The organism is Pseudomonas sp. PSPC3-2 (assembly GCF_049897085.1).
GTDB classification, from domain to species: domain Bacteria; phylum Pseudomonadota; class Gammaproteobacteria; order Pseudomonadales; family Pseudomonadaceae; genus Aquipseudomonas; species Aquipseudomonas paraveronii.
Genome location: NZ_JAFCVO010000007.1, coordinates 200,767 through 225,958 on the forward strand (window position 1 = coordinate 200,767; position 25,192 = coordinate 225,958).

General features: G+C 58.7%; 21 protein-coding genes and 1 pseudogene. 7 read left to right on the plus strand and 15 right to left on the minus strand.

The window, feature by feature from the left end; all coding sequences use genetic code 11:
- The first annotated feature begins 267 nt into the window (after positions 1-267).
- The gene (gene gdhA, locus ACP7CJ_RS14070; RefSeq protein WP_426100608.1) at positions 268-1,605 is read left to right on the plus strand and encodes an NADP-specific glutamate dehydrogenase; all 1,338 of its coding nucleotides are present in this window, start codon (positions 268-270) and stop codon (positions 1,603-1,605) included.
- Here gdhA and ACP7CJ_RS14075 read toward each other — a convergent pair.
- The 5 genes from ACP7CJ_RS14075 to ACP7CJ_RS14095 form a co-directional block, all read right to left on the minus strand.
- Positions 1,602-2,099 carry a GreA/GreB family elongation factor gene (locus tag ACP7CJ_RS14075; protein ID WP_247397071.1) on the minus strand — a complete coding sequence of 166 codons (498 nt, stop codon included), beginning with the start codon at positions 2,097-2,099 and terminating at the stop codon, positions 1,602-1,604. The genes gdhA and ACP7CJ_RS14075 overlap by 4 nt on opposite strands.
- Before the next feature lie 70 nt (positions 2,100-2,169).
- Entirely contained in the window at positions 2,170-2,526 is a 357-nt protein-coding gene (locus ACP7CJ_RS14080; protein WP_276194957.1) for a hypothetical protein, read from the minus strand.
- A gap of 94 nt (positions 2,527-2,620) precedes the next feature.
- Entirely contained in the window at positions 2,621-2,926 is a 306-nt protein-coding gene (locus tag ACP7CJ_RS14085) for a chorismate mutase (RefSeq protein WP_426100610.1), read from the minus strand.
- 153 nt (positions 2,927-3,079) lie between these two features.
- The gene (locus ACP7CJ_RS14090; protein ID WP_276194956.1) at positions 3,080-4,933 is read right to left on the minus strand and encodes a DUF4105 domain-containing protein; all 1,854 of its coding nucleotides are present in this window, start codon (positions 4,931-4,933) and stop codon (positions 3,080-3,082) included.
- Between the two features lie 92 nt (positions 4,934-5,025).
- A complete protein-coding gene (locus ACP7CJ_RS14095; protein WP_276194955.1) occupies positions 5,026-5,514 on the minus strand; it encodes a DUF3015 domain-containing protein in 489 nt (162 codons plus the stop codon).
- Positions 5,515-5,781: 267 nt separating this feature from the next.
- Between ACP7CJ_RS14095 and ACP7CJ_RS14100 the strand changes: the two genes are divergently transcribed.
- Together ACP7CJ_RS14100 and ACP7CJ_RS14105 are read left to right on the plus strand one after the other, a co-directional pair.
- Entirely contained in the window at positions 5,782-8,220 is a 2,439-nt protein-coding gene (locus ACP7CJ_RS14100) for a Lon protease family protein (protein ID WP_276194954.1), read from the plus strand.
- A gap of 179 nt (positions 8,221-8,399) precedes the next feature.
- Positions 8,400-8,717 carry a hypothetical protein gene (locus ACP7CJ_RS14105; protein WP_276194953.1) on the plus strand — a complete coding sequence of 106 codons (318 nt, stop codon included), beginning with the start codon at positions 8,400-8,402 and terminating at the stop codon, positions 8,715-8,717.
- Between the two features lie 7 nt (positions 8,718-8,724).
- Here ACP7CJ_RS14105 and ACP7CJ_RS14110 read toward each other — a convergent pair whose 3' ends face one another.
- Positions 8,725-10,548 (minus strand): hypothetical protein, encoded by a 1,824-nt coding sequence (locus ACP7CJ_RS14110; protein WP_426100612.1) that lies wholly within the window; start codon positions 10,546-10,548, stop codon positions 8,725-8,727.
- A gap of 163 nt (positions 10,549-10,711) precedes the next feature.
- Here ACP7CJ_RS14110 and ACP7CJ_RS14115 point away from each other — a divergent pair, with 163 nt between their 5' ends.
- A complete protein-coding gene (locus tag ACP7CJ_RS14115) occupies positions 10,712-11,200 on the plus strand; it encodes a TIGR00645 family protein (RefSeq protein ID WP_276194951.1) in 489 nt (162 codons plus the stop codon).
- A gap of 15 nt (positions 11,201-11,215) precedes the next feature.
- Here the strand turns inward: ACP7CJ_RS14115 and ACP7CJ_RS14120 are convergent, their stop codons facing one another.
- The 5 genes from ACP7CJ_RS14120 to ACP7CJ_RS14140 form a co-directional block, all read right to left on the minus strand.
- The gene (locus ACP7CJ_RS14120; protein WP_276194950.1) at positions 11,216-12,655 is read right to left on the minus strand and encodes an ArnT family glycosyltransferase; all 1,440 of its coding nucleotides are present in this window, start codon (positions 12,653-12,655) and stop codon (positions 11,216-11,218) included.
- A gap of 168 nt (positions 12,656-12,823) precedes the next feature.
- Positions 12,824-14,986 carry a methyl-accepting chemotaxis protein gene (locus ACP7CJ_RS14125; protein WP_276194949.1) on the minus strand — a complete coding sequence of 721 codons (2,163 nt, stop codon included), beginning with the start codon at positions 14,984-14,986 and terminating at the stop codon, positions 12,824-12,826.
- 129 nt (positions 14,987-15,115) lie between these two features.
- Entirely contained in the window at positions 15,116-16,225 is a 1,110-nt protein-coding gene (locus ACP7CJ_RS14130; protein WP_426100616.1) for an HD-GYP domain-containing protein, read from the minus strand.
- Positions 16,226-16,330: 105 nt separating this feature from the next.
- Entirely contained in the window at positions 16,331-17,263 is a 933-nt protein-coding gene (locus tag ACP7CJ_RS14135; RefSeq protein ID WP_276194947.1) for a chemotaxis protein CheV, read from the minus strand.
- A gap of 439 nt (positions 17,264-17,702) precedes the next feature.
- Positions 17,703-18,752: an NAD(P)-dependent oxidoreductase gene (locus tag ACP7CJ_RS14140; protein ID WP_426100618.1), complete on the minus strand. Its 1,050-nt coding sequence runs from the start codon at positions 18,750-18,752 to the stop codon at positions 17,703-17,705.
- A 21-nt stretch (positions 18,753-18,773) separates the two neighbouring features.
- On the opposite strand from ACP7CJ_RS14140, the gene ACP7CJ_RS14145 reads away from it, so the two are divergent.
- Complete coding sequence (locus ACP7CJ_RS14145; RefSeq protein WP_426100620.1) at positions 18,774-19,109, plus strand: restriction endonuclease; 336 nt, start codon at positions 18,774-18,776, stop codon at positions 19,107-19,109.
- Positions 19,110-19,296: 187 nt separating this feature from the next.
- On the opposite strand, the gene ACP7CJ_RS14150 is transcribed toward ACP7CJ_RS14145, so the two are convergent.
- The 3 genes from ACP7CJ_RS14150 to ACP7CJ_RS14160 form a co-directional block, all read right to left on the minus strand.
- Positions 19,297-20,994 carry a B12-binding domain-containing radical SAM protein gene (locus ACP7CJ_RS14150; protein ID WP_426100622.1) on the minus strand — a complete coding sequence of 566 codons (1,698 nt, stop codon included), beginning with the start codon at positions 20,992-20,994 and terminating at the stop codon, positions 19,297-19,299.
- A gap of 130 nt (positions 20,995-21,124) precedes the next feature.
- Complete coding sequence (locus tag ACP7CJ_RS14155; protein WP_276194944.1) at positions 21,125-22,030, minus strand: aromatic amino acid exporter YddG; 906 nt, start codon at positions 22,028-22,030, stop codon at positions 21,125-21,127.
- Between the two features lie 102 nt (positions 22,031-22,132).
- On the minus strand, positions 22,133-22,909 hold the full coding sequence (locus tag ACP7CJ_RS14160) for an AraC family transcriptional regulator (protein ID WP_276194943.1): 777 nt from the start codon (positions 22,907-22,909) through the stop codon (positions 22,133-22,135).
- A gap of 210 nt (positions 22,910-23,119) precedes the next feature.
- Between ACP7CJ_RS14160 and ACP7CJ_RS14165 the strand changes: the two are divergent.
- Both ACP7CJ_RS14165 and ACP7CJ_RS14170 read left to right on the plus strand, forming a co-directional pair.
- Positions 23,120-23,493: pseudogene (locus ACP7CJ_RS14165) on the plus strand (transposase); the annotation flags it as partial.
- 17 nt (positions 23,494-23,510) lie between these two features.
- Positions 23,511-23,804 carry a hypothetical protein gene (locus tag ACP7CJ_RS14170; protein WP_426100624.1) on the plus strand — a complete coding sequence of 98 codons (294 nt, stop codon included), beginning with the start codon at positions 23,511-23,513 and terminating at the stop codon, positions 23,802-23,804.
- 103 nt (positions 23,805-23,907) lie between these two features.
- Here ACP7CJ_RS14170 and ACP7CJ_RS14175 read toward each other — a convergent pair whose 3' ends face one another.
- Entirely contained in the window at positions 23,908-25,164 is a 1,257-nt protein-coding gene (locus ACP7CJ_RS14175; RefSeq protein ID WP_426100626.1) for an integrase domain-containing protein, read from the minus strand.
- Between the last annotated feature and the right edge of the window lie 28 nt (positions 25,165-25,192).

The window sequence follows — 25,192 nt, forward strand, 5'->3', positions numbered from 1 at the left end:
CCCATTAATTTCTGCCGAACATCGATCAAATGTGAGAGGGGCGGCGCGACGATTCGACTTGCCCCCGATAGCAGTTTTTCAGTTGGTGCATGACGCTGTTTTGAAATCCCTTTTTAAGTGCGATAAATGCCTGTTTTTCAGGTTTATTTATATCCAATGCACCATTTAAATTCACAAAAGCGACATTTTGCCCTGTCGCGGTGCGAAATGAATTGATAAAGTCCGGCTCAATCGCCCTTAACGACAATAAATTTGCCGAGACTTTTCATGATCGAATCCGTTGAATCCTTCCTCGCCCGTCTCAAGAAACGCGACCCCGACCAGCCGGAATTCCACCAGGCCGTAGAAGAAGTCCTACGCAGCCTGTGGTCGTTTCTTGAAGCCAACCCCCACTACCTGACCTCGGGCATTCTGGAGCGCATCTGCGAGCCGGAACGTGCGATTACTTTCCGGGTGTCGTGGGTCGATGATCACGGCAAGGTGCAGGTCAATCGCGGTTTCCGTATCCAGATGAACAGCGCCATCGGCCCCTACAAGGGCGGTCTGCGCTTTCACCCGTCGGTCAACCTGGGTGTGCTGAAATTCCTCGCCTTTGAACAGACCTTCAAAAACTCCCTGACCTCGCTGCCCATGGGCGGCGGCAAAGGCGGCTCGGACTTTGACCCCAAGGGCAAGAGCGACGCCGAAGTGATGCGCTTCTGCCAGGCATTCATGAGTGAGTTGTACCGCCATATCGGCGCGGACGTGGACGTACCCGCCGGCGATATCGGGGTGGGCGCCCGCGAGATCGGCTTCCTGTTCGGCCAGTACAAACGCCTGAGCAACCAGTTCACCTCGGTGCTGACCGGTAAGGGCATGACCTACGGCGGCAGCTTGATCCGCCCCGAAGCCACCGGTTTTGGCTGTGTGTACTTCGCTGAAGAAATGCTCAAGCGCGATGGCCTGCGGGTTGAAGGCAAGCGCGTGGCGGTCTCCGGCTCCGGCAACGTGGCGCAATACGCTGCGCGCAAGGTCATGGATTTGGGCGGCAAGGTGATTTCGCTGTCCGACTCCGAAGGCACCCTGTATGCCGAAAGCGGTTTGACCGAGGCGCAATGGTCGGCGCTGCTGGAGTTGAAAAACGTCCAGCGCGGTCGCATCAGCGAACTGGCAGCGCGTTACGGCCTGGAGTTCCGCGCCGGTAAAACCCCGTGGGAGCTGGCGTGCGATATCGCGCTGCCGTGCGCCACCCAGAACGAACTCGACGCCGACGCTGCCCGCACCCTGTTGCGCAACGGTTGCATCTGCGTGGCCGAAGGCGCCAACATGCCGACCACCCTGGAGGCTGTGGATATCTTTATCGACGCGGGCATTCTGTTCGCCCCGGGCAAGGCGTCCAACGCCGGCGGCGTGGCGGTGAGTGGCCTGGAAATGTCGCAGAACGCCATGCGCCTGCTGTGGACCGCCGGGGAGGTGGACAGCAAACTGCACAACATCATGCAGTCGATCCATCATGCGTGCGTGCATTACGGTGAGGAGAACGGCCGGGTCAACTACGTGAAGGGCGCCAATATCGCGGGCTTCGTCAAAGTCGCCGACGCGATGCTGGCCCAAGGTATCGTCTAGGCCTCGGCCTCGATACGCAGCACGTCGATCACCTGGTCGCCGACGGGGCGCTGCCACAGCACCTCGTCGCCCACCCGTGCTCCGAGCAGCGCCCGACCCAGGGGTGAACCCCAGTTGATCAGGCCCGCGCCGGCATCGGCCTGGTCTTCGCCGACCAACTGAATGCGCTGCTGCTCGTCCTGCTCATTGGCGAAGGTCACCCAACTGCCGATCTGCACCTGGTCGGTGGAAACGGCGGGCGCCACCACCTGGGCGCTCTGCACCCGCTGGTTGAAGTAACGCAAATCCCGCTCAAGGTCTGCCTGGCGCTGTTTGTCGGCCTGTTCGCCCTTGGCGGATTCGACGCTGTATTCATGCTGCAACTGCGCGACCTTGGCCTGCAACTGCGCCAACCCGCGCGCGGTGAGGCGATTGGGTTGCTCGCTGACCTGACGCTCGACCGGTGTGTCGGCCTGCGCGGCGGCGCTGTCTTCATTTACAAAAGCTCGGCTCATGACAGTCTCCCTCTATGGAGTTTGGGCCATGTTCGCCGCACTTTAGTTTCGACGAATGTCTGAAAGCGACCTATCGCGAGCGATAAGCCTTGGCCGCGTCGCGATCCTTCTCCTGCTGCCAGGCGCGCTCACGGTCGTTCCAATGGCTGTCTTTGTAGTCACGTAGCGCTTCGCTTTCGCGCATGGCCTTGCACTGGCGAAAGCCATCTTCCCAGCCTTCGGCGTATTCCCGCTCTTTCAGATAACGCGGCACATTCTTGCGAAACTCCCCAGTGATCACTCCCGCCGCCTGGCGACCGCTGCTGCAACCGTCATCGAAACCATCGGCAAACGCCGGTGGGTAGCCCTTGGCCAGTAACTCCTGGTGGGTCGATTGGCAACCCGACAGCCATACCATCGCACACAGCATTACTGCATACCGCCACATTGCTTGCTCCCTGGCCGTTTCACGGCTGATAGGGGAAGTCTAGAAGGGGATTCGTCGGGGGGATGTGAAAGGGGGGTGAGAAAGGTGTTGGGGGCTATGTCGTCTGGTGGCTCGCCAGCGCAGCATGCTCAGCCAATTCCTGCTGGATAAACGCCGCAATCATCGCGCGATACACCTGTTCGGTGACGTCTGGGTTGGCGCCGACTGTGTGGGACAGGTCGCGCACTTTGCTGATCACCTGTTCGACCCGCTGCGGCGCTTTGACGCCGTCGGTGTCTTTTTTGAAGCGTGCCGCCTGGGAAACGTACTGGCCGCGTTCGGCCAGCAGGGCGACGATTTGCTGGTCGAGGCGGTCGATGTTGCTTCGGACTTGTTCAAGCGTGGTGCAGTTAACGGCCATGTTGAGGGAACTCCTGATGGTGCGGGCAGTGCTAACAAAATGTGGGAGGGAGCTTGCTCCCGATTGCGGCGTGTCGGTCAGCCTATTTATAGCTGGTCCACCGCAATCGGGGGCAAGCCCCCTCCCACATTTTTGATCGTGGTTGGGCTTTAGTCAGTAGTGATACCACTTCATCTCAAGCATTACCTCATTCACCGGTGTCGCCAAGTGGCTGTACTCGCGCTGGGCGCTCAGGCGCAGGCCGAGGTTGCGCGACAATTCCCACTGCTGGTTCAGGCTGATGCTGCGCCGCACTTCGCCATTGGTGAAGAAGTCCCCCTTGGCTTCCAGGCTCAGGTTGCCCAGTGGGTTTTTCCACAGCACGCCGGTGTTAAAACCAGCGGCGGGGGAGATGGCTTCGTTGAAGTCGTTGTTGTGTTCCACGCGCACGGTGCCGAGGGCGAAGCCGAGCATGTCGTCGCGCAGTTGCCAGGTGCCGCCGGCGCCGCCGTTGACGTGGGCGACCAGGGTTTCGTCGTCGTGTTTGCCCGGCACACGTTCCAGGCCACCAGTGACTTGCCATGACCAGGGTTGTAGCAGCGCGTTGCGCGGGGTCAGTGAGCGGATAGTGGCCAGGTCCAATTGCTGCAATTGCCAGTGATTGCCTTCGTACTGGCGCAGTTTCATTTGCAGGATTTCGATCTGCGCGCCGAGGGGGAAGCCTTCGGCGTTGTCGTTGAGGTCGTGGTAGGCCATGCGCAGGCCGTATTCACCGAAGGCTTTGTCGCCACGGGTGCCGATGCCGGCTTGCCAGGTGCGCGATTCGTGGCCGTTTTCCGGCAACCCAGGAGGGGTAACTTTAAGGTCTGGCGCCGGGTTCTGGTTGATCGCACGCAGCAGTTCGAAGCTGCGTTGGGAGCGTTCGGTGTCGCGCTCCAGGCCATTGGCGCGGTAGCGGCCGAGGCGGTAGGCGGCGTCGATGATCAGGGCCTGGCGATCCTTGGCGATGGCCTTGAACGCGGGTGCCTGCAGTTGTTTCTGGTCGTCGCTGACGTTCAGCACCCATTGCTGCTCGTTGCTGTCCAGCGGCTTGGCACGTTCCAGCAACTCGCGTTCACGGGAGGGCCGGTAGTCGATTTTTTCGACCAGGCCGGCGTCTTTCACCGCCTTGACCGTGTCAGTCGGAATCGCGGTGAGCGGGAATTGCTCGGTCAGGCGCAGGCCGGGGCGGGCCACTTGCAGCAATTCCAGCAGGCGGTAGGAGCAGTTTTCGTCGAAGAAGAAGTAGTCGAACTGGATCTGCTTGAGCTCCCACACATGCTCGACCATGCGTTCGGTCTCGACCTGGGTCAGGTTCAGGCGGTATTCCCACAGGTCGCGGTTTTCCAGGCTGCGGTATTCCGAGAGTTTTTCCTGGTAAGGCACCAGGGCGAACAGGCCGGGGTAGCCGCCCATCAGGCCTTTCCAGGCGTAGAGGATGCTGTTGTCCGAGCCCTCGATATACGCGCCGAAGTTGATCGCATAGCTGAGCAGCGCGGTGTTGTTGCTCTGCACGTCCGCCTGGTCGATGCGCAGCAAGGTGTGGCCGAACATCGAGGAGGGGCTGTTGAGGTAGGCCGCCGGGAAGATCAACACCGCGCTATGGGGCGCGACGTCCTTGAACCATTGCTTGAATTCGTTGCAGTCCACGGCGGGCAGGTCGTTCAGGTGCAACTGATCCTTGAGCCAGCGGGTGCGTGCGGGGTAAACGCATTGGGCGTGTTTTTCACCCAGGCTGGCCGGCGCGTAGAGCGCGTCGACGGTGGCCTTGAGCTCCGCATCCGGGTGGTGAGCACCGTCGGCTGCGAGGAAGAATTTTTTGTCGCTGACATAGCTGCGCCAGCCACTGACTTTGCCGGCTTCGTAATGGCCCAGGGACAACCAGAACGGATCGTTGGCCAATTGCTGCAAACGTTGATCATCAAGATGCGGCGCTGCGTACAGCGGGGCGCAGGCGAAGAGTGCCATCGAGGCAAGGCGTTTGAGCATAGGGGCAACTTAAGTCGGAAAAAGTGAGACCCAAACGGGGAGGCGGGTCCAAAAGTAAAACCCGCGCCGTGGAGGGCGCGGGCAGGTCGAGCTTAAGCCTGGGTTGCGTACTTCGCCAGACGCGCATCACTTTTCAGTACAGCGAGGGTGTTGTTGTGCACATCGTCAGCGGTCACATCAGCCTTGCTGAAGATTTGCTGGAAGTGCTCATGAGTCACAGCCGCGAAGTGCTCGCGATCTTCAGGTGCAACGCCCAGTACCACGGCGTAGGTGGTCAGCGCTTCGCCATTGCCTTTGGCCATGTCTTCGGACAGCTCGTTCATCATGCCATTCATGGCAATCCACGACTTGCCGCCGTAGGTCAGGGCGCTGTTGGTGCTGCAACCGTTGGTGCCCGAGGTCATGCCGAAAGTGGCGTTGCCCGAGGTGCCGTTGGTGGTGGAAGCCAGGAAGTGCGCCGGAGTACCGCGCTGGCCGTCGAACAGCATGTTGCCCCAACCGCAGTTCGGGCCACCGGGTGATTCAGCCATTGCATTGAGGGAAACGACGGTGAAGAGAGTACCGAGAAGGATCCGTTTCATAGCTTTGTTCTCTTTGTGTGCAAACCAATGGACAAGGGGTCAGGCACTTCATAGCGCCTTAGGGGCCAGTTATTAGTCTAGCCCGCGCAGTTTGGAGTTTAGGCAGGTTCCAGGGGTTCCGTGATTTTTTATAAAACAAACAGAGATGTCGTGTTTTTTTTGTAGGACGCATGCCGTGTCTATGCTTTCCCTCAGGCTCGCCTTGCCAGAGCGCGCAACGGAGAGCCAGAATGCCGCCATCTGCCCCGCCTGATGTAAGGAAGCCCGATGCCTGATCCTGTTGCTGCCAGCTTGCGTCTAGCGCCTGACGCGCTGACTCGTCCTTTCTCCGCTGAACAGTTCAGCTTCTCGACCACCAATGATTTGGAGCCCTTTCGCGGTGTGCTTGGCCAGGAACGTGCGGTTGAAGCCTTGCAGTTCGGTGTGGCCATGCCACGCCCCGGTTACAACGTGTTTGTCATGGGCGAGCCGGGCACCGGTCGCTTTTCGTTCGTCAAACGTTACCTGAAGGCCGAAGGCAAACGCCTACAGACCCCGGCGGACTGGGTCTATGTGAATAATTTCGATGAGCCCCGCGAACCGCGCGCGCTGGAACTTCCGGCAGGCGGCGGTGCGGCGTTCATCGCCGATATCAATGGCTTGGTCGATAACCTGGTGGCGACCTTCCCGGCCGTCTTCGAACACCCGACGTATCAACAACGCAAAAGCGCCATCGACCGCGCGTTCAACCAGCGTTACGACAAGGCGTTGGACGTGATCGAGCGCCTGGCCCTGGAAAAGGACGTGGCGCTGTACCGCGACAGTACCAACATCGCGTTTACCCCGATGCTCGACGGCAAGGCGCTGGACGAGGCCGAGTTCTCGCAACTGCCGGAAGTCGATCGCGAACGGTTCCATACCGATATTTCCGAACTGGAAGAGCGCCTCAACGAAGAGTTGGCCAGCCTGCCGCAGTGGAAGCGTGAGTCGAACAACCAACTGCGTCATTTCAACGAAGAAACCATCACCCTGGCCCTCCAGCCATTGCTGTCACCGTTGTCGGAAAAGTACGCGGAGAACGCTGCGGTGTGCGGTTACCTGCAAGCCATGCAGGTGTACTTGCTGAAAACCGTGGTCGAGCAATTGGTGGACGACGCCAAGACCGACGCCCAGGCCCGCAAGCTGCTCGAAGAGCAGTACTGCCCGAGCCTGGTGGTCGGCCATCCGGTCAGCGGCGGCGCACCGGTGGTGTTTGAACCGCACCCGACCTACGACAACCTGTTCGGCCGTATTGAATACAGCACTGACCAGGGCGCGCTCTACACCACCTATCGCCAGTTGCGTCCGGGCGCCTTGCACCGGGCCAACGGCGGGTTCCTGATCCTCGAAGCCGAAAAAATGCTCAGCGAGCCGTTTGTGTGGGACGCCCTCAAGCGTTCCCTGCAGTCGCGCAAGCTGAAGATGGAATCGCCGCTGGGCGAACTGGGCCGCCTGGCCACCGTGACGCTCAACCCGCAAATGATCCCGTTGCAGGTCAAGGTGATCATCATCGGTTCGCGTCAGCTGTACTACGCCTTGCAGGACGCCGATCCAGACTTCCAGGAAATGTTCCGGGTGCTGGTGGATTTCGACGAAGACATCCCGATGGTCGACGAAAGCCTGGAGCAGTTCGCGCAGTTGCTGAAAACCCGCACCTCGGAAGAAGGCATGGCGCCGCTGACCTCGGACGCGGTGGCGCGGTTGGCTACCTACAGCGCACGCCTGGCCGAACACCAGGGGCGTTTGTCGGCACGCATTGGCGATTTGTTCCAACTGGTCAGCGAGGCGGATTTCATTCGCCACCTGGCGGGCGACGAAATGACCGACGCCGGCCACATCGAACGCGCGCTGAAGGCCAAGGCTACGCGTACCGGGCGAGTGTCGGCGCGGATTCTCGACGACATGCTCGCCGGGGTGATCTTGATCGACACCGCCGGTGCGGCGGTCGGTAAGTGCAACGGGCTGACGGTGCTGGAAGTCGGTGATTCGGCGTTCGGCGTGCCGGCGCGGATTTCCGCCACGGTGTACCCGGGCGGCAGCGGTATCGTCGACATCGAGCGCGAGGTTAACCTCGGCCAGCCGATTCACTCCAAGGGCGTGATGATCCTCACCGGTTACCTGGGCAGCCGTTATGCCCAGGAATTCCCGCTGGCGATTTCTGCGAGTATCGCGTTGGAACAGTCCTACGGTTACGTGGACGGTGACAGCGCATCCCTGGGCGAGGCCTGCACTTTGATTTCGGCCTTGTCGAAAACCCCGCTCAAGCAGTGCTTTGCCATCACCGGTTCGATCAACCAGTTTGGTGAAGTGCAGGCGGTGGGCGGGGTCAACGAGAAGATCGAAGGCTTCTTCCGCCTCTGCGAAGCGCGCGGTCTGACCGGCGAACAAGGCGCGATCATTCCGCAAGCCAACGTGGCGACGCTGATGCTCGATGAGAAGGTGTTGCAGGCCGTGCGTGCCGGGCAATTCCATATCTATGCGGTGCGCCAGGCGGATGAGGCGTTGAGCCTGTTGGTCGGCGAGCCGGCCGGTGAACCGGACGCGCAAGGGCAATTCCCCGAAGGCACGGTGAATGCGCGTGTGGTAGAGCGTTTGCGTGCGATTGCCGAGATGATCAGCGAGGAAGACTTGAAGGAAGCAGAGAAAGAACTGGCGCAGCAGGCGTTGGCGGAAACCAAGCCGAGCTGAAGCGTTAACCCGCCACAAAATTGACTCCGGGTTCGGGGCCAACGCCCGTTGGTCCCTACAACCTTGGTTTGTCGCAGTTTTCTTCTATTCTGAGCATTAGGGATATCCACAGGAGTCGCAGGATAGAGACAGTCTCGCCGTGCTTGAGGCTGAACACTGATCTACCGAGGGTCGCCGCCATGCCGCGCAACCTTTGCCTCACCCGCCAGTGCCTGGGCTTGGGCACCCGTATCGAATGTTCCGTTCGCCCTCTTGCGGGGGATAACGGGATGTGGACGTTGCTGTTTGCCGCTGGAATGGCCGGCGAGCAGCCTTCCACCGTCAAGTCCGAAGGTCCGTTTCATGGGCCTTTCGTGGCCGAGACCGTTCTGCAAACGATCGTCGATAACCTGACACAGCACGGCTACGAGCTGGCGGACGAGCCGCCGATCTGGTGCCTGCATGTGCAGGCCCACCTGCGACTGCTCAACAATGGGCAGGAACGCCTGGCCCTGTAAGCCCCAATCATTTGCTTTCGGGCTTGTCCAGCTTGACCTCGAAGCCGTACTGCACGGTGCCGAGGTCGGTGCGCTGGTAGCTTTCCAGCAGGGTCGGCTGGCCATAGAAGTAATGCACGTCAAACAACGCCGTGCCGTATTCCTCGGCGCGGTGGCTGACCCCGAGAATTTCCTTGAGATAGTTGCCGCTGGCGTCCTTGGCATAGAAGCGCCAGCTGTCGGACGGGAACTGCGTCTGGTCGATGATCAGCGCGTTGTCCTTGAGCGATAGGCCCTTGGGTAGCTTGGCCACGTCGATCGTGGCTTTGTCGATGGTGGCCAGGAACAGCGGAATCGAGCCCACCACAAACGCCGGGTTCTCCGGGAACAGGTTGAGGTCGTAGGTGAGGGTGCCGCGTGCCGGGTTCAGTTCGAAGGCTTCGCTCGGCAACTCGATGGGCTCGCCGCGCGCGCCTTTTTCATCTGCCGTGAAAAACGTCACCGGGGCTTCGCTGCTGTTGCGTTCGGCACCTGCCAGTTCGTCGTTGAAGGTAAAGGGGTGGTCAAACACGATATGCGCGGCGCTGGCATCTTCGACGGACTGGCTGATGGTCACGCTGTTTTTTAGCTGGTCCTCGGTCATTGTCGCGTTTTTGAGCCAGTTGGCAGCGCCGTCGTCATACACCGTTACCGCCATCGGCAAGGCTTGTACGGTTTTCTGCAGACTGTTTTTGTCGAAGCGTAGCACCGGCAGGTCGAGGTCCTTGTGGGTCACCGTGGCCGTGGAAAAGTCCAGTACGTCGACCTGCAGCGTGTCGATCAGGCCGTTGAAGTAGACCTTGGCGTAATGGCTGTTTTGCTGGTGTTCGAAGGCTTTTTGTTCGTCCGTCAGTTGTTTTTCAAGCGTGTCCGACCAGGCTTTCTGCTTTTGCATCTGCGCCAGTTGTTTTTCGTAGAACGCCACCTGCGCGGTACTTTCATTGATTGAGCCGGAGCGCGTGAGGAATTGCCCGGTACTGTCGCGCGCCTGGACCAGCAAAGGGTTCGGCGATTCGTCGGCGGCTTGCGCTGCCAGCGGTTCGTGGTTGGTCAGTTCGATCTCGGCGTAGTTTTTTTCCAGGCTCAGCAGCTTGAGGGTGATATTGCCCTCGGTGCGCGGGTGGCCCAGGTCTTGTTTCGACAAATCGAACGTCAGCACCTTGCCCGGTGCAATGACCTCAACCGTGCCTTTGAGGCTGACGGGCTGCGGCTGGCTTTTGTTTTCCGTCTCGATGCCGTCGATGAACGGGTAGGTCACCGTCAGGTCATCGGGGTTGGTCAGGTTGGAACTGCTGGGGCTCAACTGGATGCCGGGATCGGTTTCCGACCATTCCGGTTGGAAGGGGATGACTTTGTTGTTGCTCAAGGTCACCGACTGCCATTCCAGGCCGTGGGGGAAGGGGAACTGGTCGGGCATATTGAAGTTGAACGGGAACACCGGCTGCAGATCGGTCAGGTAGTCGGAGTGGGAGGTCTTGCGCAGTACGAACAGGCCGTTGATATAGGTGTCGACCAGCGCCTGGGGCGTGGGGTAGTGCTTGAGCAGCGCCAGGCTGTCTTCGCCGTATTCGGCTTCGATAGGCTTGGTGGCGAGCTTGACCCGCGCCCGTTCCAGTAACAGCAGGGAACCGCCAAGGTCGGCGATGGCGTCACGCAGTTTGGGGTCCTGGATACTGTCGAGCGACTGTTCGAACTGCGTGGTTTTCTCTTCGAGGGTGGTCTGCTTTTTCTCATCGCTGGGAGAGCAGCCGCCGGCCAGCAGCAATGCCGCACACAGGCCGATGCTGGCCCAAGGGGAACGCACATCCATCATCTTGAGTTTTCCTGTCCGACGTCTTTGAGCCGAGTTGATGGGCTCGACACTAGCAGAAAAATTCTCTTACAGATGCCGCCCAGGTCAGTTTTCTCATGGTTACAGGTGTTCGGGAGCCGCTGGTATACTCGCCGCCATTTTTAGCCAAGCTGTGTGAGATTCAATGGAACGCTTTATCGAAAATACGATGTACGCCTCGCGCTGGTTACTGGCGCCGATCTACCTGGGGCTCTCCCTGGGCCTGCTGATCCTGGCACTGAAATTCTTCCAGGAAATCATTCACGTCGTTCCCGGCATCTTCAGCATGCTCGAATCGGAAGTGATCCTGCTGCTGTTGTCGTTGATCGACATGGCGCTGGTCGGCGGCCTGCTGGTGATGGTGATGATCTCCGGCTACGAGAACTTCGTCTCGCAGCTGGACATCGATGAAAACAAGGAAAAGCTCAACTGGCTGGGGACCATGGACTCTTCGTCGCTGAAGATGAAAGTGGCCGCGTCCATCGTGGCGATTTCCTCCATCCACCTGCTGCGCATCTTCATGGACGCCAAGAACGTCGATCCGCAGCATTTGATGTGGTACGTGATCATCCACATGACCTTTGTGGTATCGGCGTTCGCCATGGGTTACCTGGACAAGCTCACTAAGCACTGATCCCCCGCGCCCGCCTTACTGCTCGATGAAGTAGTAAGGTTGGCGACTGATTGCCATTTCTTTGATCACCGTGACCTTGCCGGTCAGTTGGTCCGTGTTATCCAGCAGCGCGACGTTGCCGGGGGCGGCGGCCAGGTAACTGCGCAGTTCTGGCTCGGTTTGCAGAATTGGCAAGTAGGCCTGCAGATAGAACATGCTGGCGCCGTCGATGCGCTCGTTGGGCCGGAACAATGCGACTTTTTTGCCTTCGGCCTGCAGTGCCTGGATCTGACTCACTACGGGCACGAACGACTGTTTTTTGTCGGCTTTTGGCGCGAACCAGAATGCCGCGCCCAGGTAGCAGGCGATGAGCAGGGTGAACACGCCGCCGATCACGATTTTATGCGGCGCATACAGCGCCGGTTTGTGATCTTTCAGCCATTGCAGCAGTACCCGCGCGTACTCCGCAGCCAGTACGGCGGCGGCTGGCGTCAGCGCCATCAGGTACACCGTGCGCTTGCTGGAGGCCAGGGTCAGCAGGGTAAATTGCGCCACCAGCCAGACGCAGAAAAACAGAAGGTAGCGGTTGTGTACCAGGCTTTTGCGGAAGTGCCAAAGCCCCAGGTACACCAGGATATTCCACGGCAAAAAGGCTTCGGGCAGTTTGGCGATGTAGTAGTAGAACGGCTCGTAATGCCCGGCTTCGACAAACGAACCGCTGAACCGCCCGACGCTGTTGGTCCACAGCACTTCGCCCACCGCCTGCATCCCGCCGCGCTGGAACAGAAATCCCAGCCAGATCAGCAGCGGCACCAAGGCCAGCAGGGTAAACAGTGCCGGTCGCAGCCAGTCGCCGATGCGCAGGCGTTTGTCCATCCAACTGGTACACGCCAGGTACACAAAGATCACGATGCCCGGCATCGCCAGGCCCAGCACGCCTTTACTCAGGGTGGCGACCACCATCCCGGCCGTAAACAGGGCCCAGGCCCAGGTGGTTGAGCCCTGGCGCTCGGACGCCGGTCGCATCGCCTGGTAGAACGCCAGCAGCGCGGTAGTCACGCCCAGGCTGAGCAACGCATCTTCACCCACGCCGCGCACGTTGCCCCAGTAACTGGCCATGGTCGCCAGGATCAGTGCCGCGCAGAACGCCAGGATCTGCGGTCGTCCGAACCGGCGCAGCATCCCGTAGAGCAGCATCACGCTGAACAACCCGGCAAACGCTGAGGCCAGGCGCACGGCCCAGGTTGTGCCGCCAAACAAGCGGATCGCGCCGGCGTCGAGCCACAGGCTCAGGGGCGGTTTTTCAAGGAACGGCTCACGAAACAGCCGTGGCACCACCCAGTCGTTGTCCAGGTGCATGGCCATCGCGATCCCGGCGACGCGGGCTTCGGTGGAGCCTTGCAGCTCATGGCTACCAAGGGCGAAGAAGAACAACAGGCCAGCAAGCAGGAGCAGCAGAGGAACGGGACGCGTCATGGGGGCAGGATACCGGGGCAGGGGACCGTTCGGGGGAACGGCTCGTAATCGGTGAGTATAGGGGGGCGCTTCTTAATATTTCGTGAATAGAGGCGGAATTTATGCGGCCGGGCCGGAGGTGGTGGTAAACCCACCCCCGGCTTCACTCCCGATGGCTGCAAATGGGCGTTATGTGGCTTTGACTTTAAAACGACTCAACCCTTGCTGCATGGAACTGGCCCGTTCCGACAGGTTGCGGGCGGCCACTGCGCATTGTTGGGAGTTGGCCTGATTCTGCTGGGTGACTTCGTCGATCTGCTCCAGACCGATACTGGCTTGCTGTAAGCCGGACGCCTGTTCACTCGAGGCTTGGTAGATCAACGACACCAGGCTGGAAACGGTGCTGGTGCCGGTGACGATGTTTCGCAACGAGTCGGCCGTGCGACCGGCGATGACCATGCCGCGCTGCGTCTTGGTCGACGAGTCGGCGATCAGCGCTGCGGTTTGCTGGGCTGCTTCGGCGCTGCGGGCGGCGAGGCTCCTGACTTCATCGGCGACGACGGCAAAGCCGCGGCCCAATTCCCCGGCGCGCGCGGCCTCAATCGCTGCGTTCAAGGCCAGCAGGTTGGTCTGCGCGGCAATATTGTCGATGGTGGTGATGATGGCGGTGATGTCTTTGCCCGAATTGTCGATTTCCGCCATGGCGGCGATCAATTCGCTCATCAGCTTGTCACTCTCCCCGGCGTCGGCGCGTGAGGCCTGGGATTGTTCGTCGGCCTTTTTCGCATTGGCGGCGTTGTCGGAGGTCTGCGCGGCCATTTGCGTCATGACGGCACTGATTTCAGTGATGGACGATGCCGAATTGGACGCGCCGTCGGACAACGACTGGCTCAACTCGGTGACCTGTGCGGAGCTGCCGGTGATTTGCGTGGCGCTGGCCTGCACCTGGGAAATCAAGGTGTTCAGGTTGCCGACCATTTTCTCCAGGGACTTGCCCAACGTGTCGTTGGGTGAGGACAAACGCACTTCGAGGTCCAGATCGCCTTCGGAGATACGTTCAGCCACGCGGACTTGACGCTGCAGGCTTTCAGACATCTCGTTCAAAGCCAAGGACAACTGGCCGACCTCATCTTCGGATTTTTGCACCAGGCGACGGGAGAAGTCTCCCAGGCTGATGTTGGCAGCCAAGGCGGCGGCTTCACGAATCGGCCCGACGATTTTTGCGGTAGCGAACCACAGCGCCAGCAATGCCAGCAATGAGATGCCCAGGCCGACCGAGACCTGCCAGATACTGCTGCTGACGCCACGCGATTGCAGTTCCTTCTCCAGGGTAATGGCCTGGCTCATGACCACCGCCTTGGGCAGGTGGATCAAGATGGCCCAGGGTTTTTCGGTGCGGCCCAGGGTGATCGGCATCTGCACTTCGATTTCCTGGGTGTCCTGGTTCAGGCGGCTGTCGCCCTGGCCTTTCTGCACATTGGCCAGCACCTTATCCCAGGTGTTGGGTAGCAACGCCTTCAGTGGCTGGCCGATCAATTCTGGCCGTTTACTGTCGGCCACCACCAGCCCCTGATTGCTCAGGATCGACACTGAGCCTTTGCCGCCGTAGAGGTCGGCGGACATTTGCTCGCTGAGTTTCTGGATAAACGAAATGTCGAAGTCCGCACCGACTACGCCGTAAAACTTGCCATTGGCGGTGATCGGCACCGAGAGCGTGGTCAGCCACACATTTTTGCCTTGCACCACGTAGGGAATGGGGTCGAGCACGCTTTCTTTCTGGGTATCCCGGGGGCCGCTGTACCAGCCGCCCTTGAGCACACCATTGGGGTGGCGGGCATCGGAGTCGTACTCGACCAGCGGTTGTACCGCGACATGACCGTCCGAGCTGCGCGTCCAATAGGGCGTGAAGCGGCCGGTCAACGGGTTGTTGCCGCCCTCGTTGTTACGAAACGCTTGGTCCTGGCCGTCCAGCGCATCTGGCTCCCAGCACGAATACGTGCCGTTGAACTCGGGGTTGTCCTTGAGCACGCTGAGCAGCATCGTATTGATTTGATCGCGGCCCAGCGCCAGCGGGCTTTGCGCACTTTTACTCGCGCCCAGCGTATTGGCCAGCGTGCGTGCCGAGTCCAAGGCATTTTGCAGCTTCGCCTTGATGGCGTTGGCACGGGACTCCGCCAGGTTTTGCACTTCGCGGATGGTGCCACTTTCAATCAATGCTGAAACTTCAGTACCCACGTAGGCTTGATTGGCGGTTGAGGAGTACAACCCATATGACACCAAACTCGCGCAAGAGATTAATAGGCAGAGTCCGGCGGTGAAGCAAATTCGAGTCTGTAATGAGTTGAATTTCATGATATTTCCTGCCCACGCTAGTAGTTGCCGAAATAATTGGATGTCGGCATTCCAGTTTTTTGTTTACAAGGCTTACTGCTTGATCATGGGCTGCTTAAGCATATAAATGCGGTACAGCTGGGTAGTCGCTTAGTTCTGTTCTGACGCCTCATCGTCGAGCCATAAGCGTTCGGTATTTTTAAAGCCATAGCGCTGTGCCGGCACGCGCGCAATGATGCGATCGGTTTGTTCGGGATCACTCAGGTCGACTATTCTTGGGGTGATATAGATATTTAACACCGGCAAGAAGAATAACTTTATTTTTGGCGTCAATAATGAGTCGGGATGTTGTTCGATCACTACGCCGATACTGCCACTTTTCAATTGAACGATAGACCCGACTGGATAAATGCCCACGGACTTCAAAAACGCACGGAACACCTCATCATCGAAATGCCCGTCCCATGTCGACATTTGCTGAATCGCGACGGCGGGGTCCCAGCCTCGGTTGTAGGATCGGTCCGAGGTGATTGCGTCATAGACATCGCAAACGGCGGCCATTCGCGCAAAAAGACTGATCTGGTCGCCCACCAACTGATGGGGGTAGCCGCTGCCGTCGACCCGTTCATGGTGGTGCAGGCAGACATCCACGACCATGTCGCACAGCTGCGAGGTCGCCTGCAGGATTTTCTCGCCTTCCAGCGGGTGGGTGCGGACCAGCTCAAATTCGTCACTGCTCAAGCGTCCAGGCTTGTTGAGGATGGCGCTCGGTATGGCCATTTTACCGACGTCATGCAGCAGGCCGGCCATTCCCACCCGGCGAATCAACGCAGTAGGCAGGTCCAGCTGGTTGCCCAGGGCAATCATCAGTGCGCACACGGCGACCGAATGCATATAGGTGTAATCGTCCAGGCTTTTCAGGCGAGCCAGGCTGATAAAAGCGTTGGGATGACGTGCGATCGAAGAGGAAATGTCGTCTATCAGCGCGCCGATATGTTCCAGCTCCAGGGCGCGGCCCATGCGGGCATGGCTGAACATCTCGACCACGGCGGTCTTGGCGCGGGCGCAGATTTCCTGGGCGGCGACCAACTCGTCGTTCATTCCGGTGGGGGCGATCGCAGCCGCTGCGGGCGCGGGGGCCGGGTCTGATAATTTGGGCGTCTCGGCCAGCTGCGCGCCACAGCCCATGGCGCACCGGATGTCCGCTTGCGCGTCACGCGCGCAGTCCTTCCAGAATGGCCTGGCTTCGTTGTCTGACACCAGCTGATAGAGCTCACTACATTTCGACATGATCTGCCCTCTGTTGATTTTTTCTTATTCGCTTCCTTACAGCCTCCTTGGCTTGAGTCTTGTAGTAATAGAACTTCAGTTCGGATTGACGGCTTTGATACGTGAGATGACACGGCCGGCCAGGTCATCGGGGCGGAACTTGGCCAGGAAATCATCGGCGCCGACTTTCTTGACCATGGCCTGGTTGAAGCCCCCCGAGAGCGAGGTGTGCAGCACAATGTGCAGGTTGGCCATGCGCGGGTCGTTACGGATCTCGGCGGTCAAGGTGTAACCGTCCATCTCTGGCATCTCGATGTCGGAGATCATCATCAGAAACTCCTCATCGGGCTTGCGCCCTTCGTCGAGCATGGCGTGCAGGTAGTCAAGTGCTTGCCGGCCATCGTTCAAGGCCACCACCTCGACGCCCACGGTTTCCAGGCAGCGGGTCACCTGTTTGCGCGCGACCATCGAGTCGTCCACGGTCAATACACGCAGGTGTCGGGCTTGTTGGGTGACGTCGTGATCGATCACGCCGCTGGATATTTCCTCGGACGATGGCGATATTTCTGTCAGGACCTTTTCAACATCGATGATCTCGACCAGGCGATCGTCCGTGCGGGTCACTGCGGTCAGGTAATTGTTTTCACCACTGCCCTTGGGCGGCGGATGAATGTCTTCCCAGTTCAAGTTGACGATGTGCTCGACTGCGTAGACGAGGAAGCCCTGAACGCGATTGTTGTACTCCGTAAGTATGATAAAAGCGCTTTCCTGATCTTCGACGCCGGGCAGTCCCGTTGCCATGGCAAGGTCAAGAATAGGGATGCAGACACCTCGGATATTGGCCACGCCACAAATATTGCTATTAGACTTTGGTATTGAAGATAGCTTCGGGCAGCGAATAACTTCCCTAACTTTAAATACGTTGATCCCGTACAGTTGGTGGTTATTGAAACGGAATAGCAACAGTTCGAGCCTATTCTGCCCAACCAGTTGTGTGCGGCTGTTAACAGATGCCAATACACCGGTCATACACACTCCCTGAGCCTGGTTAAACAGCGTTAGTGTCGTAATGACATTAGCATATGCAACGGAATGTAAAATATATGTGAAAAAATATACTGGGCGGATTTATGGTTAAAACGATATGAGAGCAGATGAGTGTCTATCCGCACGGATACTTTAAATAGTTAGTTGGCTAACTTGCTATTTCTTATTGTTGAGAATTATTTAGATCGATGTCTTTTAGACTGCCTGCGAAGTCCGGCAATTCATGTCGTTCGAGGAGCCGGGGAGGCTAAACAGTCTAATCTCCGGCCGAGCCTCCCTCCACGCCGATAGGGCTGTCGCGCAATGTCCAGGCTTTGCCCGTCAAGTTGAACGAGCGCTCCAGTGCCTCATGTCGGCGCACTGACACACAATGTTCGGGCGGCCCATGGCATCGCTGAGGTCTTCCTTGTGTCCTCTGGGATTAGCGTGATTTCGCCGCGATGCCGAACGCGTAGATCTTGTCGACGATTTGGCGTGAAGCCGTCCTGATCGCCGTTGCGCTATTGCCCGCGATATGCGGCGTCAGTTGCGCATTGGGAATGCCTGCCAGCGGTGAGTTGAAGCGGTCCTTTTCCTGGGCAAAGGTATCGATGGCGACCGCTTTGATATGCCCGGGAAAACGCGTCATGAAAGCTGCCAACTGGTCCTCGTCGACGATGCCACCGCGAGCGGTATTGATCAGGATCGAGCCCTGGCGCATCTGGCTGAACGCCGTCGTGTCGAACAGGCCTCGCGTGAGCGGCGTGAGCGGTGTATGGATCGAGACGACGTCGGCTTCGCCGAGCAACTGCGTGAGGGTTGGTCTTCGATCAAGCCCAAGGTCTTGTGCGACCTGACCTGTAAACCGTTCCGAACCGGTAGCGATGACCTTGATGCCGAGTGCTCGAGCCTTGCGAGCGACCTGTTGCGCGATGTCGCCAGTGCCCACCAGCCCCAGCGTCAACTCGGAGAACTCCTGGACGGGAGGCAGGCTGCCCTTGGACCAATGACCTTTGTGGGTTTCGGCGTTGTAGTGGCCGAGGTCCCTGGATAAAAACAACGCTTGGGCCACCACGTATTCCGCGACGGCTGGGGCGTTGGCGCCTGGTGTGTTCAGTATCGTCACGCCAGCGTGCCCGGCTGCTTGCCGGTCGATGTGGTTAAGCCCTACGCCTGCCTGGGCGATGGCGCGCAGCGGTGTTGCCAGGCAGGCGGCGGCGTTGATCAGTTCGCCATCGAGGGGGATGTTCAAGCGCGTCTTGAACACGCTGTAGCCTCCGGCCTGGGTCAGCGCAGCGATGAAGGCGGGCTTGTCGTGGCAATTGATCTGGGCATATTGAATGCGCTCGCCGTAGTGCTTCCTGATGCTGTCCTTATCGGTGAAGTAGTGAAGGTTCAGGGTGACGGCCAGCCCGAGTTCAAGGAATCGGTCGACTTCCTCACATAGCAGCGGCGGGCCAGGGGCGTCCAGTATCAGGGTGGTGAATGCCATGCGCGTGGTCCTTTTGGAAGAGTGCCTGAGCCCCTCGACGGCATCATCAAAGAGGACAGGCTTGGCCTGGACGTGATCTATCTCCAGGCCAAGCGCTGGACCAACACGGTGCATCGTCCGGAGATCGACAAATTCATCGGTGCTTTGACTCGCCAGCGTGCGCGCAAGGGCGTGTTTATCACCACCTCGGAGTTCTCCGATGGTGCCCTTACCGCAGCGCTGGGGCTGGATATCAAAGTGGTGCTGATCGACGGTGTTGAGCTGGCGCGACTGATGGTGGAGAACAACCTGGGCGTGAGCGTTAAGCAGGTGTACGAGGTTAAACAGCTAGACAGTGATTACTTCGCGGAGGAGTGACTCACAACGTCCAAAACTTTCCTTCGTTTCAAATCTGGAGGTCACTACGAGGACCGCTCGGTCCTCGACCTTGGTATAGCGTTGTTCTAAAGCAAAACTGGATCCGGATGCTGCACGCAGATCTTAGCTTTAGTGAAAATATGAATACTTGAGGGCAATCGGGTAAATACCGCTTCATAGGGTGCAATCAAGCGTCCACGGGCCAAGTGCCGCGACGCACCATCTCCCTGACACGATCAGCCCCGTTGGCCCGAACCAGCAACTCCATGCGTGCTTTTTCGATGTCCTCGGCACTCCACTGGTCGGTCGCCATGGTGGCTTTCTCATGGGACCAACCATTGTCGTAGTGACGCACCACATACTGCTGCTGGTATTCCCACATCGAAGTTCCGGGAATCGGCGTGACGATAAACGGGTTGGCATACGCCATGCCGGCGCCCATGAGGTTGACCGCGTAATCGATGGTGCGGTCGATCAGTTCCAGGCTCTCTACAAACGGCTTTTGCCCAGGCCCCCCCGGGGGATTGACGAACCCCAGCATGAACCCGCCGGTGACCTGAATGCCGTGCTCGGTAAAAATTTCTATGAGCTCAAACGTCGAGTGCTGGATCGCGTTAAGTCTGGATTTGTTGGAATTGACCAGGCTGTCTTCGTTCGCGCTCTCCACCGCGAGGTAGATGTTGTAGCAGCCATTTTCGGCAATCGACCGAATGAACTCCCTTGCCGTAAGTCCGCCTTTCACCGCCTCGATCACATTGCGATATTGCGGGTTCTTGCGCTCCTTCTCATCCATCTGGTCTATGAAGCCTTCGCCCAAATGCAGCAGGATTAGGTTGAAAAGGCTCAACCCGCCTTCTTCGACCCAGGGCAAGTCATGTTTTTTCAGGAGCTTGCCAACCTCCATCGCATACAACGGGTCGTGCATCAGGTGATCGTCCTCGATCAGGACTTCGGTGACCCCCTGTTTCACCAGATCGGCCAGGTGCAGGTCAAACCAGTCCAGGCCAAGTGCGCGCCAGGGGCCGTTGATTTTCGGGATGTAGCAGAAGTTACAGTTCACGTTGCAGCCAATCGTGGAGAATATCTGCGCCCACGCGCCATGCTTGCGTACTCGCGCACCTGAGGAGTGATAAGGCTGCAGGTAATGGTTCATGTTCAGAAAGCTGAAGTCCGGCAAGGGCATCACTCCGAGCCTCTCCTCGAGGTCCTGCCGCTTGGGGATGATGCTCAGGTAGCTGGATTTCTGGGTGGGCCGGATCAGTTGCGCTCGGCTGTCGCGGTACGCCACCCCGGGTACGGCATTGATGTCTGTCCCTTCGTGAGTCAAGGCATCGAGCAGCAGTGTAAAGGCCCGGTCAGCTTCGTTGATCAGCGCGAAGTCGAAGGCCGAATCCAGCAGTGCATTCTTCCAGTCACCACTGGAGTGAGCGCCGCCAGTGACCAGCACCAGATTGGGGTCGAGGGTTTTTACCAGCTCGGCCAACGCCCGTGCATTGCCCCATTGCACGGTGTAGTTGCACTGGATCCCGACAATATCGGGCTGCGCGGTTTCGATGATCTCGCGTATCTGCGTATCGGTCAGGCCGTAGCGGATCAGATGCCCTTGGTCGACCTTGACCAGGCTGTGCTCCTGGGACCAACCGGCAAAGGGCGAATCGACAATCTGCACGTCATAACCGGCACGCCGGGCTACCGTGGCGATGCGCAACAGGCCGATAGGCGTACCGGCACGCTTCATCACTTCGAACGTATCAATGCCGATGCGGGCGAATGCGCTGTCGTGTGACGTGGGTTCGATCAGGCGTGTGTAAGGCGGCACAAACAGCAGCACACGAGGCGCCTCACCATTGGCGCGACGGCGGATGCCGGTTCGGCTGTTCAGCAACGATGGCTTTCCCAGATGACTGAGTAAGGGCCGCGTAGGTGCGACCGAAAAACTCGGCCCGTCGCTCTCGATCCTCATGGTTCCCTGCGAAGCTATCAAGTTCATTTCCCTGTCTCCTTACCCGTCGAAATCACCGTGAGGTCGTGCGTGAGCGTGAAGTGGCGATGACCGCCCCCGCAATGATCAACACGGCGGGAATCATCAGGATCGGCTTGGCATCGCTTTGCCCCACGGCAATCAGCAGCAGCGTGGAGAACAGCGGCGCCAGGTAAGACAAGGCGCCCAGCATCGATAGATTTCCGTGCTTGGTCGCGTGGTCCCAGGCGAAAAAAGCCAGGCCTACCGGGCCCAGCCCCAGGGCAATGATTGCCGCCCACTGGCCCGGTTCAGGCTGCACCGTGGTTTCGAACGCCAGGTGGCAGAGCCCTCCGGCCACTGCCACCAGCCCGCAAATACCCCCGACGATGCTGCTCGGAACATGGCTGAAACGCCGGTTGAACACCGAATAAATCGCCCAGACCCAGGCACACGCAAAGGCTGCGGCGTAACCGATAACCGGCATCGCCACACTGTCACTCTGGGCCCGCAGTTGCATGATGAAGGCCGTCCCCGCAAGGCCGAGCAACGCGCCCAGCAACTGGCGCTTGCGCAGCGACTCGCCGGTGGCAAAGCTCGACAGCAGAACGATCAGCAGTGGCCACAGGTAGGCAATCAGGCTGGCTTCAGCCGCAGGCGCGGCCTTCAGGGCGAAGAAATACAACGCGTGATAGACGAAGATGCCGGCAAACCCCGTTGCCCATACAGGCCAGGGCTGGCGCCAGCTGCTGAACCCGGCAGCGCCACGCATCCCCAGCATGCACAGGCTGGCCACGAACGCGACCGCGAAGCTCGAAGCCAGCAACTGAAAGGCCGGGATCCCGGCGGTCAAGGTGGTCAGAAGCGCCAGGCACGCCCACAAAAACACGGCAATCACCCCGATCAGCGTCGCACTGGCGGCGCCCTTGGCAAGGGTGATGGATGGGTTGGAAGTGCTCATGCAAGCCCCGTCTGCGGATTATCCTCAAGCGGGAACAATAGAAAGGTCGAGAGAGCGAGTATTGATCAGTCCCGCCAAAGAATTGTTCGGGACTGCTATTTTTCAGTGGTCTGGCACTTGTTTACGCACAACGGCCGGTGTCAGGTGGCGGGCTTTCTTCAGGGCATGGGTTAACGCACTCTGGTCGGCGTAACCGGTGCGATGCGCAATATCAATGATCGACAAGGACGTTTGGCGCAGCAGATCAATGGCCAGATTCAGGCGCAAGTTCGCGATATGCGAGAACGGGGTTGTGTTCAGGTGCTGCCCGAATAGGGCATACAAGCGCCGCTCGCTGGTGCCCGCATAACGCGCAATATCATGCACCGTCAGGGCGGTGGCCAGGTGCTGCTCGATGTAGGCCAGCGCGCGAGCGAGAATGAACTGGCCAGGGTCGCTGCGCGCAACCTCGGGCTGCAATAAAGAACACAACAGCAACCGACTCCATGACTCGGCCATCGCGAGCGAGCCGACCAACTGTGGCCCGTTGCTGCTGGCGTAATCGAGCAAATGCCGTATATCGGGCCTGACCGCAAAAAAGCGTTTGTCGTTGAGGGGGTCAAGTGACGCAGAAGTGCTTTTATGCGCTTCGCCACGGTCGGTCGATACATCCAACACCAGAAAATTGTTATGGGTGTTGGCCAGAAACGTATGCCGGGAACCCGCGCAAATCACGACGCCTTGGCTCGCGTCGACTTTGCCACCTCGTCCGTCGACCTCAATTTCCATTGAGCCGGACTGAGAAAGGACTATTTGATGAAAGTCATGTTCGTGCAGCTCAACCTCACCTGAATAAGAGCGCAACGCCAGGGAAAACGATTGGGGGTCGGTAGCGCTCATCCGTGACTCTCCTTGTGTCGAGGCATTTATCCTACGTCACCGATACGCACGAGGACCAGTCCGTTGCCTGCGGTGATTGCCGCCGGTTACTTATCATTGAATTCAAATTCGCGATTGGCGATCAACATCGCTGAAGAACCTAAGGAAACTCTGAAAAAGACTTCTTGATTTGGCGAAGTCACTGAACACTAATCGCCGAGTCTTTCGGTGATGACGCAGATGACTTTCGTCGACATCGAGTACGTCGGCAAGCGCAAGCAGACCCGCAAAGAATTGTTCCTGACCGAGATGATCAAGTGCTGCCCTGGAAGAGCTTGATCGTGCTGATCGAACCGCACTATCCAAAAGGCAAAGGTGGTCGTCCGGCCTTAGCGTTTATGGCGGTGCTGCACGTACACATGATGCAAAATTGGTCCGGTTACAGCGATCCGGCGATGGAAGAGGCACTGTAAGAAACGACCGTCCTGCGCCAGATCGCGGGGGTGAGTCTGGAGCGTATCCCGGACGAAACCGCCACCCTTAACTACCGTCTTTTGCTGGTGAAGCACGAACTAACTGCCGGAATCCTTGCTGTGATCAATGGCTAGCTGGGCGACCCTTGATGGCATTGGCCTTGGTGACCTTGGGCATTTACGGTCCTCTTCTGGGTATCGCGCCGTTGGGTATCTTGCTGGTGATCTGGGGTGTCGCCATTTTCGCTTTGTTTACTGGCCTGCAGACCTGGGTCTTGAGGATTGCCGGTGATCACACGATACCGGCCACGGCAATCCATACAGCTGTACTGAATAGCGCGATCGGGTTGTGTGTGATTATCGGCGGAGGAGCACTGAATGTGGCCGGGTTTGAGGGGCGATGCTATCGGCCCGCGTGGTTATTGCCCCTGCCATCGTCCTGATGATTGCCGCAGGAGTTCCCCTGTACAGAGGCTTGGCATGAGTAGCGCAGGCAAGCAGATGACTTGGCGACAGTCGCCAAGTCTATCGACATCCAGTAATCCCTTAGCATATCGGGACGACATTGCGGTCCCTAGTTTGATTGATGGCAGATGCCGACAGGCTTCCAGTAGCTGCTCGCTGGATATGCTCACTCCACCAGGCCATCATCGGGCGCCGGCGTTCGATGTAATACGCCCTGTTGTAGGCGCTACGAACTTCGTCCTTGTCGACATGCGTCAGCGCGACCTCGATCAGTTCCGGATCCCAGCCATGCTCATTCAGGATGGTGCTCGCCATCGAGCGCAAGCCGTGGCTGACTAAACGGTCCTGAAAGCCCATGCGCTTCAACGCCATGTTGGCGCTCTGGCTATTGGCATGGGTGCGGGGATTTCTATCTGAAGGGAACACGTACTCTCTGTTACCACTGAGTTGCTTGAGCGTCTCCAGTAACGAAAGTGCCTGATCGGTCAGGGGGATTGTGTGCGGTCGACGCTTTTTCATGCGCTCTGGCGGAATGGTCCAAATGCGCTTGTCGAAGTCGATATCTGCCCATCGTGTGGTGGCTGCTTCGGCAGGGCGGGTCATCGTATGCAACTGCCATTCGATCAGGCAGCGGGTCGTGCGTTTGATGCTGGCATTCGCGATTTCCATCATGAGCTCGGGAAGCTCCTCAGGTGGTAGCGCAGCCATGTTTTCTTTCTTGGGTTTCTTGAATACCGCCCGAATTCCATTGCGGGGGTTCGCAAATATCAGCCCGGAGTTGACCCCATAGGTCATGATCTCGTTGAGTCGTTGACTCAATCGTTTCACGGTTTCGACGCTCCCTTTGGCCTCGATTGGGCGAAGGATCTTGATAACCATCAGAGCAGTGATTTGAGAGAGCGGCGTTGTTTTCATGCTTGGGAACACATGGAGCGTCAGCGATCTCCAAATGTCTTCGGCGTAGGCTTTGGTTACGGAGTCTTTCTTCAGCTCGAACCAGGCGGTGGCCACCTTCTCGAAAGTGTGTTCAGTCTCAGCAAGTTTGGCTTGCCTTACCTCATCACGCTGGGTTTTAGGATCAATGCCCATAGCGAGCAGCGCACGCGCCTCTGCGGCTTTCTTTCGGGCGTTGGCTAGCGAGAGGTCGGGGTATGGACCAAGCGCCATATTGATACGGCTTCTGGTCAGGGGCTCGCGGTAATTGAAATTCCCCATCATTGAGCCGCTCGCGCGGACTCGAAGCTGTACGCCATCGCCGTCGCTGAGGACGAAATCTTTGCCAGTTGCCTTCACTGCTTTCAGTTGGCGATCGGAGAGGCGGGGTGCGTTAGTAGGCATGGGGCTACCTCCAGCACCGTTTTGGTAT